The 14,403-nt window shown below is 59.9% G+C and carries 13 protein-coding genes and 1 pseudogene; 5 read left to right on the top strand and 9 right to left on the bottom strand.

The window, feature by feature from the left end:
* Positions 1-77 precede the first annotated feature (77 nt).
* Entirely contained in the window at positions 78-2,159 is a 2,082-nt protein-coding gene (locus Q4Q11_RS27135) for a hydantoinase/oxoprolinase family protein (protein WP_498571407.1), read from the bottom strand.
* A gap of 212 nt (positions 2,160-2,371) precedes the next feature.
* Here Q4Q11_RS27135 and Q4Q11_RS27130 point away from each other — a divergent pair, with 212 nt between their 5' ends.
* A complete protein-coding gene (locus Q4Q11_RS27130) occupies positions 2,372-3,487 on the top strand; it encodes an NAD(P)/FAD-dependent oxidoreductase (protein ID WP_498571406.1) in 1,116 nt (371 codons plus the stop codon).
* A gap of 121 nt (positions 3,488-3,608) precedes the next feature.
* Here the strand turns inward: Q4Q11_RS27130 and Q4Q11_RS27125 are convergent, their stop codons facing one another.
* On the bottom strand, positions 3,609-4,505 hold the full coding sequence (locus Q4Q11_RS27125) for an AraC family transcriptional regulator (protein WP_498571405.1): 897 nt from the start codon (positions 4,503-4,505) through the stop codon (positions 3,609-3,611).
* Positions 4,506-4,677: 172 nt separating this feature from the next.
* On the opposite strand from Q4Q11_RS27125, the gene Q4Q11_RS27120 reads away from it, so the two are divergent.
* Positions 4,678-5,631: an aldo/keto reductase gene (locus tag Q4Q11_RS27120; protein WP_498571404.1), complete on the top strand. Its 954-nt coding sequence runs from the start codon at positions 4,678-4,680 to the stop codon at positions 5,629-5,631.
* A 116-nt stretch (positions 5,632-5,747) separates the two neighbouring features.
* Here the strand turns inward: Q4Q11_RS27120 and Q4Q11_RS27115 are convergent, their stop codons facing one another.
* Positions 5,748-6,971, bottom strand: a complete 1,224-nt coding sequence (locus Q4Q11_RS27115) for a multidrug effflux MFS transporter (RefSeq protein WP_498571403.1) — start codon at positions 6,969-6,971, stop codon at positions 5,748-5,750.
* Between the two features lie 87 nt (positions 6,972-7,058).
* On the opposite strand from Q4Q11_RS27115, the gene Q4Q11_RS27110 reads away from it, so the two are divergent.
* Complete coding sequence (locus Q4Q11_RS27110) at positions 7,059-7,814, top strand: TetR/AcrR family transcriptional regulator (protein ID WP_498571402.1); 756 nt, start codon at positions 7,059-7,061, stop codon at positions 7,812-7,814.
* A 482-nt stretch (positions 7,815-8,296) separates the two neighbouring features.
* On the opposite strand, the gene Q4Q11_RS27105 is transcribed toward Q4Q11_RS27110, so the two are convergent.
* Both Q4Q11_RS27105 and Q4Q11_RS27100 read right to left on the bottom strand, forming a co-directional pair.
* Complete coding sequence (locus tag Q4Q11_RS27105) at positions 8,297-8,692, bottom strand: DUF805 domain-containing protein (protein ID WP_498571401.1); 396 nt, start codon at positions 8,690-8,692, stop codon at positions 8,297-8,299.
* A gap of 102 nt (positions 8,693-8,794) precedes the next feature.
* Positions 8,795-9,262: a hypothetical protein gene (locus Q4Q11_RS27100; protein ID WP_112509458.1), complete on the bottom strand. Its 468-nt coding sequence runs from the start codon at positions 9,260-9,262 to the stop codon at positions 8,795-8,797.
* A 184-nt stretch (positions 9,263-9,446) separates the two neighbouring features.
* On the opposite strand from Q4Q11_RS27100, the gene Q4Q11_RS27095 reads away from it, so the two are divergent.
* On the top strand, positions 9,447-9,818 hold the full coding sequence (locus Q4Q11_RS27095; RefSeq protein WP_112509461.1) for a DUF982 domain-containing protein: 372 nt from the start codon (positions 9,447-9,449) through the stop codon (positions 9,816-9,818).
* Positions 9,775-9,900: pseudogene (locus Q4Q11_RS27090) on the top strand (AbrB/MazE/SpoVT family DNA-binding domain-containing protein); the annotation flags it as partial. The gene Q4Q11_RS27095 and the pseudogene Q4Q11_RS27090, both read left to right, overlap by 44 nt.
* A gap of 196 nt (positions 9,901-10,096) precedes the next feature.
* Here the strand turns inward: Q4Q11_RS27090 and Q4Q11_RS27085 are convergent.
* From Q4Q11_RS27085 to Q4Q11_RS27070, 4 genes are all read right to left on the bottom strand, one after another.
* On the bottom strand, positions 10,097-12,382 hold the full coding sequence (locus tag Q4Q11_RS27085; protein ID WP_498571400.1) for a xanthine dehydrogenase family protein molybdopterin-binding subunit: 2,286 nt from the start codon (positions 12,380-12,382) through the stop codon (positions 10,097-10,099).
* The gene (locus tag Q4Q11_RS27080; protein WP_498571399.1) at positions 12,379-13,368 is read right to left on the bottom strand and encodes an FAD binding domain-containing protein; all 990 of its coding nucleotides are present in this window, start codon (positions 13,366-13,368) and stop codon (positions 12,379-12,381) included. Before Q4Q11_RS27080 ends, Q4Q11_RS27085 begins: the two co-directional genes overlap by 4 nt.
* Positions 13,365-13,895 (bottom strand): 2Fe-2S iron-sulfur cluster-binding protein, encoded by a 531-nt coding sequence (locus Q4Q11_RS27075; RefSeq protein ID WP_498571398.1) that lies wholly within the window; start codon positions 13,893-13,895, stop codon positions 13,365-13,367. Before Q4Q11_RS27075 ends, Q4Q11_RS27080 begins: the two co-directional genes overlap by 4 nt.
* Positions 13,896-14,160: 265 nt before the next feature.
* A partial coding sequence (locus Q4Q11_RS27070; RefSeq protein WP_498571397.1) for a hypothetical protein occupies positions 14,161-14,403 on the bottom strand: 243 nt, incomplete at its 5' end.

The following is a 14,403-nucleotide window of genomic DNA, read 5'->3' as shown; positions in this document are numbered from 1 at the left end:
GTATAGGCCATGTTTTCGGCGGCAGCCCTGGTATGGTTGGCAAACACTTGAAGGTTCGAACGGTCGAACATGGGCCACTACTCCGAAAAGGTGAGATGAAGGTTGAGGTGGCGATCGATCGTTACCTGCGTACCCGCCGGAATGGCGAAAGTCGTATCGTCCTGGGCTACGACGGCGGGGCCGCTGAAACGCCCGCCCGGATGCAGCTGGTCCCGCCGATATAGTCCGATCCATTCGAACGCCGTGCCCGTATAGACCGGTATTTCTCGTTCCGGTTCGGCCACGCCGGCACGCTCTTCCAGGCCGGCAGTTGTTTTCAGCGTCGGTCCGGCACCGATAGCGGACAGACGGAGATTGACGATCTCGATCCCGCCCTCCGGGTCGGCAAAATCATAGAGGCGGGCGTGCATGGCGTGGAAAGCCTCTCCCATTGCGGCGAGATTGCCTTCCGCCACCCAAGCCGCCTGCAGCGGAACCTCGATTTCAAAGCTTTGGCCGACATAGCGCATGTCGGCGAAAATCCGCAATTCGGCAGACCCTTCGTGCCCCTGCTTGACGAGCCAGCTCCGTCCCTCGTTGGCAAGCGCCTCGGAACAAGCCCGCAGCAACGGCACCGCCTCCGGCGACAGGTGCGTGAAAACCGTCTTAATGAAGTCGCCGCGCAGATCCGCGACCAGACCGCCGAGGGCCGATACCACGCCCGGACGCGGCGGCCCGATGACCTTCGCCATACGGAATTCGCGAGCCAAAAAGGCGCCTAGCATGGGGCCGCCACCGCCGAACGGCATGAGGGTAAACTCCCGCAGGTCGACCCCGGCCCGCGATGCCAGCTTTTCCACCTCGACGAACATCTCCGAGATCGCGATATCGAGAATGGCCTGTGACACCTCTTCAACCGAGCGCCCGATACGATCGGTAAGCTTTGCGACGGCTGCGCGCGCCAGCCCGACATCGATCCGCAACTGACCGTAGGCCATTTCGCTATGTCCGAGCCAGCCGCAGACGGCCATGGCATCGGTCACGGTCGCTTGCGTGCCGCCCCGGCCGTAACAGGCGGGACCCGGTGTCGAACCGGCCGATTCCGGCCCCACCCGCAAGACGCCATGGGCGTCGATGCTGGCAATGGAGCCTCCGCCGATGCCGATGGAGCTGACGGAAACCGAAGGAATGTGAAGCGGAAACTCGCCGATCAGTTCGCCCGTGCCGAATTGCGGCTCGCCATCGATGATCAATGCGAAGTCCGCCGAGGTGCCGCCGATGTCGAGGGTGAGGACATGTTTCTCACCGGCGAGACGCGCCAGCCAGGCGGCGCCGATCACGCCTGAGGCCGTGCCGGAAAGCAGCATCTGGACGCAGGAACGCTTTCCTTCCGCCGCATTCATCACGCCGCCATTCGATTTCGTCAGCAGGGCCGGCGCCTTCACTCCGTGCGATGCGAGCTTGTCTTCGAGAGCCGTCAGGTAACCCGAAACCCGCGGATGGACATAACCGTTGAGGATCGCGGTCGTCGTCCGCTCATATTCGCGAATGACCGGCCACACTTCCGAGGATGTGAAGACGAAGAGATCGGGTGCGAGTTTTTCGATTTCGTTCTTGACGGCGGTTTCCTGGGCATCGTCCCGCCAGGAATGCAGAAAGGATATGATGATGCCGGCCGCTCCCTTGGCCCTTGCGGCCGCCACGGCCGCAGCAACCGCTTTCATGTCCGGCGCCTGCGCTTCGCTGCCATCCGCCCGCAAGCGCGCGGAAATGCCGAAGATCATGTCGCGTGCGATGAGCTGTTCCGGCCGCGAGCAGAAAAGAGAATAGACGTCAGGCATTTTCAGCCGGGCGAGTTCGATGACATCCTCGAAACCGGCATTCGTCATGAGGGCGAGCGACACGCCGCGCCGCTGGATGACGGTATTGATGCCGACCGTGGTGCCGTGAACGAAGCGACTAATGGCCTCCGGCTGCAACCCCTCGCGCTCGGCAAGCAGGGAAAGCCCGGTCATCAACTCCGCACCCGGATTATCGGGCGTCGTCAGCACCTTCAGAGAAGCGACGCGACCGGAGCGGCTTTCCAGCGCGCAGAAATCGATGAACGTGCCGCCGATATCGACACCGATCTTCCAATCCTGCTGCGAGGCCGCTCGAACATGCCCTGTTGCGTCTGCCATATCCGTTCCTTTCCTTTGCCTGTCCCGAAACTGGCATGGACGGGCCGGTAAGGTCCAAGAGCGAAAACGCCAAAGATCATAAGCCGGGCTTATGCTCTGGCGTTCGGCAAAACCCATAGGCCGGACTTATGGGCACAGGCTGATCCCGACTTTGACAGCGCCAAGCCGGCTCGGACAAGGTGGAGATTATTTTCAGCCTCTGGAGATCCTCGATGGACGCTATCGTGCTGGGCGGCGGGCTCATGGGAGCCGCTTCCGCCTTTTTCCTCGCCCGGCGCGGCGTCCGCGTGACGCTTATCGAACGCAATCGGGTCGGCAGCGGTGCCACGGTGGCATCATTCGGCAATATCAGGCGAAGCGGCCGATATATTCCGCAATTGCCGCTTGCTCACCGCTCGCTTGCCCTGTGGGGACAGGCCGAGGCCATGCTCGGACGTGACGTGGAATTCCGCGCAACCGGCCATCTGCGGCTGGTCTTCAGCCAGGAAGGACTTGAGGCGATGCGATCCTTCATCAAGGACGCTCGGCCCTGGGGACTGGAGCTGGAAGAGCTGACCACGAAGGAAGTACGGTCGCGTTTTCCCGGTCTCGGCCCCGACGCGATTGCCGCATCCTTTTCCCCGAACGATGGAAGCGGCAACCCGCGTCTTATTGCGCCAGCCTTCGCGAACGCCGCCCGAAAACTGGGGGCCGACATCGTCGAAAATGTCGTCATCGGAGCGATCAGAAAACGTGACTACGGATTTCAGGTCGAAACGTCGAAAGGCTCGCATGAAGCCTCGATGTTGCTGAACGCGACGGGTGCCTGGGGTGCCCGTGTCGCGGCCCTGTTTGGAGAGACGGTTCCGATTGCTGCCAGAGGTCCGCAAATGGGCGTGACCGAACCTCTCCCCCATCGCATTCTGCCGGTGGTCGGCGTCTGGGCGCATGATCACGGCGGCGGCTACCTGCGGCAGGTGGAACGGGGCAACATCGTCTTCGGTGGCGGCGCCGAGCGCACCGACGTTTCACTCGATACCGGATATGCCAAGGCAGACCCGGCTCGCCTACCCGGTCAGCTACGTTCGCTGCTGCCGATTTTACCGGCGCTGAAAAACGTTGCAGTGATACGCACATGGTCGGGTTGCGAGGGCTACGTCGACGATGGTCTGCCGGTGATGGGGCCGTCGTCGACGACGGCGGGGCTCTTCCATGCATTCGGCTTTTCGGGCCACGGCTTCCAGCTCGGACCGGGTGTTGGCGACGTCATGGCCGAAATAATGGCGACAGGAAAAACGGATATCCCGTTGGAGGACTTTTGCATCGAGCGTTTTGCCAAGGCAAATTGATTGAAAGAAGTGAGCCGCCATGCCGGCCACAGGGCAACCGTCAGTATTCGATGCATGCGGGCATTCATCGTAGCCCCTGACGCAAAGAGCTGACACGCTTCCTGAGCAAAACAAGCTGAACTCAAGCTACAACTGCCAAGCCAGAAGCCCGTAAGCGGGCTATATCGCGCGCGGGCGGTTCTCCAAAGTGACGGCGATATTCGCGAGTGAACTGCGACGGGCTCTCGTAACCCACACGGAAGGCGGCAGTCGTAGCATCGATGTCCTGGACCAGCATCAGGCTGCGCGCGTCCTGGAGCCTTAGCTGCTTCTGGAATTGCAGCGGCGTCATCGCCGTCACGGCACGAAAATGCTCGTGCAGGCTCGACGGACTCATGCCAACTTCCGCGGCAAGCCGCTCGATGTTGAACCGTTCCCGGAAGTTCTGCCCGATCCACGCGATGGCGCGGCCGACCTGGGCCACCCGCCCCTGGCTGGAGGTGATCTGGCGCATCCTGGCACCATCCGGGCCGGCGAGCAGACGATAGAGAATTTCCTGTTCGACAAGCGGTCCGAGTACGGGCAACGCTGCGGGATCGTCGAGCAGCTGCAGCAGGCGCAGCACCGCATCGAGCAGACTGGCGCTGGCGTCAGATACCGTCTTGCCGATGGGCCGAGAAGGCGCTCCCGCCGGCGGCGGCACGTGCAATGCCAACTGTCCCAGCATGCCTGGATCGAAATCGAGGAACAGGCACAGATAAGGCTTGTCGGGCGTCGCCTCGACCACCTGTCCCGTCACCGGCAGGTCGTAAGTGACGATCCCATAACGGCCCGGCGCATATCTGAACACGCGGTCGCCCAGCGTCACGTCCTTTTGCCCCTGTGCGACAAGGCATAGTTGCGGCCGGTATATATTCGGCATCGGCATCGTCACTGTGGAGGATCGAGCAAGCGTCATCCGTTCGATGGGAGTAGCCTGGAAACCGTCCTTCGACACGTGCCGGGCAATTACCGCAGAGATTTCGGTCAGTGTTTCCATAAACCGGACCATTGCACGCAAGCGGAGGGGCAGCAAGGCGGATCCGCGCGGCTTCTGGAGGATTGGGCAGCAATTCCGGCCCATCGGGCTAACGGCGCGGCGTCGCGGCCTCTCATAATGTCTGCGGTCCGGGTCACAGCGAACCTGACAGCAGAACAAGTAGGGAGCCAATATGACAATCGATAATTTAAAGATCCCCACGGTCGCACTGGGGACTTGGGCCTGGGGCGATAGCGGCGCGAGTGGCAACGGCTACTTCGGCAGCAGGATCACTCAGGCTGACCTGGAAGAGGTCGCGGAAAAGGCGCATGCGGCCGGCCTCACCCTGTGGGATACCGCCATGGTGTATGGCATGGGCCGTTCAGAAACCGTCCTCGGGGAAGTACTGCAGCGCTATGCCCGGGGTAACTACCAGCTCTCCACGAAGTTCACCCCACAGGCGGCGGGGACCGGCGATAATCCGGTAGCGGACATGCTGGAGCAGAGCCTGACACGCCTCGGCACCGACTATGTCGACCTCTATTGGATTCACAATCCAGCCGACGTGGCGCGCTGGACCCCACATCTGATTGCGTTGCTGAAAAGTGGAAAGGTCAAACATGTCGGCGTCTCGAATCACAACCTGAGCGAAATCAAGCTTGCCAACCAGATCCTCGGGGAAGCAGGCTTCCGGGTCGAGGCCATCCAGAACCACTACAGTCTGCTCTACCGCAGCTCCGAGCAAGCTGGCATTCTGGACTACGCCCGCAACCAAGGTATCCCATTCTTCGCGTACATGGTGCTTGAACAGGGCGCCCTGACCGGCAAGTACAGTCCGGAGAACCCGCTGCCTGAAGGAAGCAGCCGGGCGGAGGCTTACAACGGCATGCTACCTCGGCTAAAGGCGCTGACGGACAAGCTCGCCTCGATCGGCCAGAGCCGCGGGGCGGCAGCTCCCGATGTCGCGATGGCGTGGGCCATTGCCAAAGGCACAAGGCCGATCGTCGGCGTCACCAAACCCCACCACGTCGATGGTCTCGTCCGAGCCACCGGCATCACCCTCACGGGCGGCGACATTGCAGAATTGGAAGCCCTCGCTGACGCCACTGAGGTGAACACCCGCGGCTGGTGGGAAAAAGAGATGTAGGCGCGAAGCTCCGCTATCCGAAAATTTTGGAGCCACCCCGAAGGGCACTCCGCTCGCGCCGAAGAGGCTTCGGTGCGAGCGGCCGCACAGGCCACTGCTATCTGCGGCAGCAAGATCTATTCAGCCGCCACCACCTGCCTGCTCTTCAGCGCGGCGATCGAAAGGAGGAATACGATGGCCGAACAGATAGCGATGATGACGACCATCGGTCTCGCCGTACCGTCCATAAACATACCGCCGATACCAACCACCAGCGCCGATGTCATGAACTGGACCGTTCCCATCATCGCCGAGGCGGTGCCAGCGATGCGGCCATGGTGTTCAAGCGCCAGTACTGCCGCATTCGGCACGATCATTCCAAGGAAAGCGTAGCCCGCAAACAGGAAGGCCGCCATGATGTCGAGGCGGTCGACGCCACCGGCCATCAGCACAGCCAGCGCCAACATCGTCAGCGCATAACCCGAAACCGAACCGCGAATGACCTTGCGCAAACCGATCCGGCGGGCAAGCCAGCCGTTCATCTGCGACATGCCGATGAAGCCGATGGCATTCACCGAAAACACCACGCTGTAAAAGGTCGGAGAGAGCCCGTAATGGCCGATGAGTACGAAGGAGGAGTTGGCGACATAGATCATGTAGCTCGACATGCCGAAAGAGGCCATCAGCACCAAACCGAGATAGTACGGGTCTTTGAGGAGTGTTCCATAGGCCTTCAATGCGCCGCCGAGGCTGCTTTCACTGCGCGCCGCAACCGACCGGGTCTCCTCAAGGAAAAAGCGGCCCGCGGCGAAGCCGACGACACCGGCGAAGACCATGACCCAAAAGATCAGTCGCCAGTTTCCGAACACTGTCACGATGCTGCCCGCGAGCGGCGCCAGGATGGGTGAAATGCTGAAGACCAGCATAAGCCGCGACATCAGTTGCGCGGCGGCGGCCCCCGTATGCAGGTCGCGCACGATGGCGCGGGCAATCACGACGCCGGCACAGGCGCCGGTGCCCTGAATGAAACGGAAGGCGACTAGCCAGCCAATGTCGGTAGAGAGCGCGCAGCCGATCGCGCCGAGGATGTAGAGCACCAGACCGACATACAGGGGCCGCTTGCGGCCAAACATGTCCGAGAGTGGACCATAGATAATCTGCGACACAGCCATGGCGACAAAGAAGGAGATCAGGCTTGTCTGAACTGCATGGCTGTCAGCGTGAAGATCCAGACTGATCGTCGGCAACGCGGGTAGATACATGTCGAGGGCAAAGAGACCCGCGGCTGAAAGAATGCCAAGGACGATGGCATGGTGGGAGCCGCCGGCCCCGGGGGATGAAACGGAATCCTTGCTCTGCACGGAAAAACCTTTCCCGCACACCATTCCCCGGACGAAGCAAAGTCTCATACAAAAAGCATGTGACGGGGATTGAGTGGGCGATTATAGATGGGACAGCGGAAAGACGGAGACGGTTCCAACGCACAGCTCGTCATTCCTGTAAAATATTTTGGACAGCATTGTCCAATTGGTCAAGTCCTATATGGTGGTGTCATGAAAACTTCGCCCGCAGCGGTTTCTTCCGAGACAGAGAGTCCGCCCGCCACCAGCAAACGTCAGGCAATTCTGAACGCGGCCGCAGACGTTTTTGCCGAGGACGGGTTCGCGGCGGCGAGCATCGATGCCATCGCAGCAAGGGCCGGCGTGTCGCGTCAGACGGTGTACAATCAACTCGGCGACAAGGATAATCTGTTCAAGGTTGTGGTTGCGGAGATCACCGAGAAGTCGAGCGCCGACTTCTTTCGGGTGTTGGACAGATTTCCCGTTGCGCCTATCGATCTCGAAAAGGAACTGACCGAATTTTCAGCGCTTCTCCTGCGCAAGGCGGTCTGCGATCCGAACGGCCGCTGGCTACGCAAGCTCCTCGAGACCGAAGGCAGTAGATTTCCCGAACTGTTTGAGACCTGGAAGGAATACGGACCGGGCAAGAAATATCCCGCCATCGCGGCACGACTGGCGCAGCTCGCGCTGGCTGGCCATCTGGACATAGAGGATCCGGCACTGGCTGCGCGTCAGTACATGGCGCTGCTCGCAACAGATCTGCGGATCAACCAACAGATCGGCCGTCCAACTCAAGAGGAAGAGGTCCACCGCATGGCAGCAGAGGCAACGAAGACCTTTCTGCGCGCATTCGGCAAGCGCTAGAGCATTTCCGCTTTTCTTCGAATCGCGAAAACGCTCTATCCTCCTGTTTCCCAACGCATTCCGGACGGAAAACCGCTACGCACTTTTCCTGGAAATGCTCTAATGGCATCGCGGCCGCAATTTAATGGAAAAGCATGACGCTCTCGCAAGCAAACTTCTCGTCTCGGCTGCGCGCAGGACATGCCCCCTGGTTGCGGGCATAACTGCGTCCGATCGAAGACGTTCGGCGCCATCGGCGGAAGTATGACCGTCCTTGCCGCAGCCAATTCGCCTATATCGACCGTATGGGCAACACAAGCACCGGGTGCTGGCTCCGCCCCTGTGACTAACGCCGAGTGGTTTTCGAAGCTCTTGAAGGAATAACCCAGGACCTACACCCCGCGGACTGCAACTGAAAGCAAAAGCGGTGTCAGGCATATCCTGGCACCGCTTCTGGCGTGAGTTTCACATCGTTCGAATGTTCTAATTGTGCTCTGGGCGTATCAGGCGGCGGTCGCGTCCTCGCCGAAACGGTTCGAGCCCGTGGTGCCCTTTAGAAGCAGGACCTCCACCAGATACCAGATACTACCAATCAGGGGGACGAACTGGATTAAGAAGAACCACCCAGACTTGTTACGGTCATGTAGCCGCTTGACGGCGACGGCGAGACCCGACCAAACGCTGAAGACGATATAGGCAAGGCCAAGCACGATATAGGGAATGGCTGTGGCCCCTTCAACGTGGTACGTGCCATCCTCGGTGATGGAGCCGGGAATCACGGACCAAAGGAGCGTGAAAAGAAGGCCAACAACGGCAGCGGCGATAATGTGAATAAGTACCGCGAGCCACATCTTCTTGCGGGTGATGCGGCCCTCGAATGTAAAAAGAAGTCTTTTCATGATGTCACTCGATTATAATCGTTTCAAACTACAGACAGTTGCTCAGTAATTAATTTGGCGGGAAACGTGGTACCCGCCATATCATTCGCAAATGGGTGCGGCTTAGTTAGCGGTCGGCGCCGCCTGGGTGGTCATACATTCGGACAGGTCCATAAAAGCCTTCTCGCCGCCCGTGAGGCTGAAATTGGCGGTGGTGCTGTTGGCGGTCAGGCTCAGCGACTTGCCGCTGGTCAGCGCCATAACGGCCTCGGTGGTATTCGGGACGTCGATCGTTGCCGTTGCTGCCGTGTCAGCCGTCGATGAGAAATTCGTGGCCGTGCCGCCATCGACCGACCACGAGCCGGTCACCTGGTCGCCCTTGGCGAAAGTGAACTTCGAAGAATTGGCAAACAGGACGACCTTGTCGCCAACGGCGAGAAAGCCGACGCCTGTCGCCGTGTTCTGAGCGAGGCAACCGGTGAAGGTATCACCGTCTTTCAGCGGCGTGACGGAGAAATCGGCAGCATCGACGGACGCAGCGGTCAGAAGTATGGTGGCGAGGGTTATGGTTGTCAGGTGACGTCTGTTCACGGCATTTCCTTCATGAGCGGGTAAGTTAGAACCTCGTAACCTCGAAAAAATGGTTCCAGTTTAATACTTAAACAGAAAGAACCTGATATTTTCGCGGCTCATTTCTGGGCTGATTTGCTATTCTTGACGGCGAACAGGAGCTTCTATGCATTGCTGCTGCCTCGCCTAATTGAATGCCGGCAAGATGCTTTACGAAATCTCTTCAGGAACAAAGATCTCATTGATGCCGTTTCATCGCGAGAGGTCTATTATGTTGACGCGTGGAATATGGCATGGGCCGGTTAGCTTCCGACTACATCCGTTCGGAGAGTTTCAGACGATCAAGAGTAGTTCGGAAGCTTTAGACTTTCTGCTGGCATATTGGCCAGCCGAAGAAGCTCAGGCTTACCAGGATGCGTTAATAATTTGCCGGTCCGCTATGGAGGGTAAATCCAATCCCGACATTGCGAAAGACGCTTTTATCGTGGCCGCTTACGAAGCTGGCATTTTCATGAGATTCGAGAATTTCGAAGAAGACTGCACAACGGATCGAGTTCGACAAGCTCCCGGGAGGTAAGCTTCGCGTACAGGCCGCCCGGCCAGCCGGGATCATTGACAAGTTTATCGGCCGGCACGCAGGCAACGTCAAAAAGCCGTAGACCATTGAGGAAATGAACGAGATTGCCGCCTCCGGCCAGGCGGGGAAGCATTAAATATGCGTCTATACGAATATTGCGCTTCGTACCGCTTTGAAGAACGACGCGAAGCAAGCCGAGGCCGCCGGCAGGCTCCTGAAGGAAGTGTCGCTGCTCGCCGTTTCCTTGCCGCGCCTATGGGGCCGTTGCATTTCCTGTCCTAGATCATCTTATCGAGGGTAATAGGCAAATCTCGGATGCGCTTGCCGGTCGCGTTGAACACGGCATTGGCGACAGCTGCGCCGACACCGGTAATGCCGATCTCGCCTATGCCCCGCGCACCCATTGGCGCCTGAGGATCGGCCTTGTCTGTATAGATGATATCGATCCGCGGCACATCCATCTGCACCGGCACATGGTATTCGGCAAGCGAGGCATTGACGATCCGGCCGGTTCGTTCGTCGAAATTCGTCTCCTCAGTCAATGCAAGGCCAATGCCCATGACGATCCCGCCCTTGAATTGGCTGGTTGCGGTTTTGGCATTCAGAATGCGGCCCGCGTCGAAGGAACCGAGAAAACGGGTGACGCGGATTTCGCCGGTGATCTCGCTAACCCGCACTTCGCAGAACTGGGCGCCGTAAGAATGCATGGAAAAAGCTTCCATTTCCGCCGGCGGCGGCGCGTCGGCCTGGCAGACGAGTTCGCTGCGACCGGAGCGGCGCAGGATGGATTCATAGGTTTCGAAACGGCCGGGATCGTTGCGGTGACCGATGCCGTTGTCGCGCGGTTCGACATCGGCGAGCGAGAGGCCAGCCAAGGGCGAGGCATTGCCTGCGAGTTTGATCAGCTCTTCGACGAAGACCTCCGTTGCGGCGATAACCGCACCGCCGATCGACGCCGTCTGCGTCGAGCCTCCGGCAATCACGCCGCGAGGCAGCGCGCTGTCGCCATATTCGAAGGTGATGCGATCGGCCAGAACACCAAGACGCGCCGCGATATGCTGCGTCTGAGCCGTTGCTGTTCCCATGCCCATGTCATGAACCGCGGTGGAGACCGTAATGCGGCCATCGGCCGTGAGCCTGATGCTGGCCGCCGTGCCGGGAAAGCGGTGATAGGGATAGGTTGCCGTCGCGCAGCCCATGCCGATCAGCCATTCGCCCTCCCGGCTTTGACGCGGCATCGGGTTGCGGCGATGCCAGCCGAACTGCTTCGCCCCCGCCTCATAAGCCTCGATGATGTGACGGGATGAAAAGGCCTTGCCGCTGGTCGGGTCCTTCTCCGGCTCGATACGCTTGCGTAGCTCGATCGGATCGATCCCGAGCTTGTCAGCGAGCTCATCAAGCGCGCTTTCCAGCGCAAACGTGCCGACAGCCTCGCCTGGCGCCCGCATGAAGGTGTTTGCCAGCATGTCCATGTCGGCTACCTCCTGCGCTAGACGAAACGTCTTGGCGGCGTAAAGATGTCGCGCAGGAAAGGTGAACTGCTCCGGGCATGAATTGTGCAGCGTCATGGCGACAATGCCGGTATGAATGAGCGAGTTCAATGTACCGTCATTGTCGGCACCGAACGCGACGCGCTGTTCCGTCACCGTGCGGCCGCCGACAAGGCGGAAGACACCTTCGCGCGACAGCATGATGCGCACAGGCCGTTGCGCGAGCTTGGCCGCGGCGCATGCCAGGATCTGGTGATCCCAAAGGCATTTGCCGCCGAAGCCGCCGCCCACATAGGGCGAACTGACGCGCACTTTTTCCTTATCGATGCCAAAGATATCCGCAAGCTGCCCAGCCGTGAGATCGATCATCTGCGTGGCGTCATGCACGCGCAGTTCATCCCCTTTCCAGGCAACGGTCGCGGCGTGAAGTTCGATTGCATTGTGGTTATAGCGCGGCGTTCGATACACATTGTCCACCTGCACCGGGGATGCCTTGAGGGCATTTTCCGCGTCGCCGATCTCCAGGATCGGCGGCTGGCCAAGCAATGTTTCGAGCTGACGTGGCTTCTTCTTGGCCTCCTCGAAAGAGGTGACGGCTGGCAGCGATGCATAGTCTACTTCGATCAGCGATGCCGCATGGTCGGCCTGCTCCTGTGTCTCGCCGAGCACCAGAGCAACGGCCTGACCGTTCCAGTGAATTTCATCGTTCTGCATGACGGGAAGATCGCTTGCTCCCGCCGCCGACGGCGAAGACATCATCAAAGACGGCGCCTTCATGCGCGGCGCATTCCGATAGGTCATTACCAGGACGACGCCCGGTGCCCTTTCGGCGGCCGTGGTTTCGATCCTCGTTATCCGGCCTCTGGCGATCCGACTGAAGACGAGTGCGGCGTAGCAAATGTTCTCATAGGGATATTCGGCAGCGAAACGCGCTTTGCCCTGGACCTTCAGCGGCCCATCGACGCGCGAAATCGGCCTTCCGAGAGAACCGTGCTTGCGCAGCATCGGATCGGATGTGGTGGCAGGCTGCCAGCTTCCCGGTCGTGCCTTCCGGGTGTCGGATTGTGCGCTCATACGCCCTCTCCCTTCAGTTCGTCGAGAACCGCAACGATGGTTCGCTTCGCCAGTTCGATCTTGAATTCGTTGTCTTTCAGCCCGACGGCGCTTGCGAGTTCCGCTTCGGCGGCAGCACGAAAGCTGGCGGCGGTGGCAGCTTCGCCTCTCAGCGTCGCTTCCGCCTTCAGCGCGCGCCAAGGCTTATGCGCCACGCCGCCCAGCGCCAGCCTGATGTCGCGGACCTTGCCCGCCTCGTCGATATCGATGGCGGCGGCGGCGGAAACCAGGGCGAAGGCATAGCTCGCTCGATCGCGTACCTTGCGATAGGTCGAGTGACGACCAAAGGGAAACGCAGGAACCTCGATCGCGGTGATCAGCTCGTTTTGCCGCAATTCCGTTTCGATATCGGGCCGGTCGCCGGGCAGACGATGGAAATCGGACAGCGGTATCGTCCGTGCACCCTCCGGCCCGTCAAGATGCAACACTGCATCCAGCGCCACCAGCGCGACACACATATCGGATGGGTGGGTCGCGACACAGTCCTGCGAGGCGCCGACAATGGCGTGATAGCGATTGAAGCCATCCTTGGCATCGCATCCCGCGCCCAGCTGTCTTTTGTTGCAACGCGAGGCATCGTCATAGAAATATCGGCAGCGCGTGCGTTGTAATATGTTGCCGCCGACTGTCGCCATATTGCGGATCTGGGCGCTTGCGCCGGCAAGGATGGAGCGGGCTAGCATCGGAAAATGCAAGCGCACATAAGGATCGGCCGCGAGTGCGGTATTCCGTGCAGCCGCGCCGATCAAAAGCCCACCGTCCACACGCCGCTCGATCGCGCCAGGCAGCCGTGTAATGTCGATCAGCGTCTCCGGCCGTTCGATGCCTTCACGCATCAGATCGACGAGATTGGTGCCGCCTCCAAGGTAACGGGGTTCTTGACTGGTTTTGGCGAGGTCGATGGCGGCTGCCGCGCTTGAGGCTTGCTCATAGGAAAACACGTTCATGCGCGTGCCCTCCCGATTGCGCGGGTGCTGGTCTCGGCGAATGTCTGGGAGATGGCATCCACGATGCCGTTATATGCTCCGCAGCGGCAAAGATTGCCGCTCATCCGTTCGCGAATTTCCTGCTCGTTGAAACTAACGGCGGTGGCGGTCAGATCTTGCGTGACGGCACTCGGAACATTGCCGTCGACCTCACGCATCATGCCGATCGCGGAGCAAAGCTGCCCGGGTGTACAGTAGCCGCATTGGAAACCCTCGTGCTCGACGAAGGCGCGCTGCAGCGGATGAAGTTCGCTATCGGAGGCAATTCCTTCAACCGTCGTGATGCTTCGTCCCTGATATTGGACGGCCAGCGCCAGACAGGCGTTGATCCGTTCGCCATCGGCAAGAACCGTGCAGGCGCCGCAGGCTCCCTGATCGCATCCCTTCTTCGTTGCCGTGAGCCCGAGAACATTGCGTAGAAGATCGAGCAGCGACGTGCGGATATCGGCCTCGATATCGATTGCTTCGCCGTTGACAGTGAATTGCATGAGGTCTGCCTCCATGAATGCGACTGCAACGCTGGTCATATGGGCAACAGCATCTCATCGACACGTGTCGCGCACGAACTTCACCTTTCGAAGACCGTGCACTTTGCCTGACAGCCGGCGGCAGGTTGCCCGCCCCCCGTCGCCTGCCGCGGATGTAACCTAGAGCCGGTGCATACGATTTCACTCGCGTTCGGCGGCAATCTGTTCTGGCGTATAAAAGGCGGCGTCATCGGGCCGAACATGGAGATCAAAAGCTAGCTCATCCTCAAACCTCTTGTTGCCGACTATGCGAGAACCACGCGCGGCGACAAATGTTCCCAGATTTTGCCGGAGAGAAAAAGCGCAGGGAAACCGCGTGCAGAGTGATTTCTGCCTTCGATGCAGATGAAAAAAGACGACCCTTCATTTCGGATCGGTTCCATCGCAGCTTGGTGCGATCGGAACCCGGGCTGCAGACAAGGGTTATATCTTTAGCAAAGGAGGTGGCATGAAAGGGGCCCCCTCCACC

The sequence above is a fragment of the Rhizobium sp. UFLA01-1127 genome (assembly GCF_059803845.1).
Note: the sequence above shows the minus strand (reverse complement) of the source record. Positions and strands in the feature narration are given on the sequence as shown.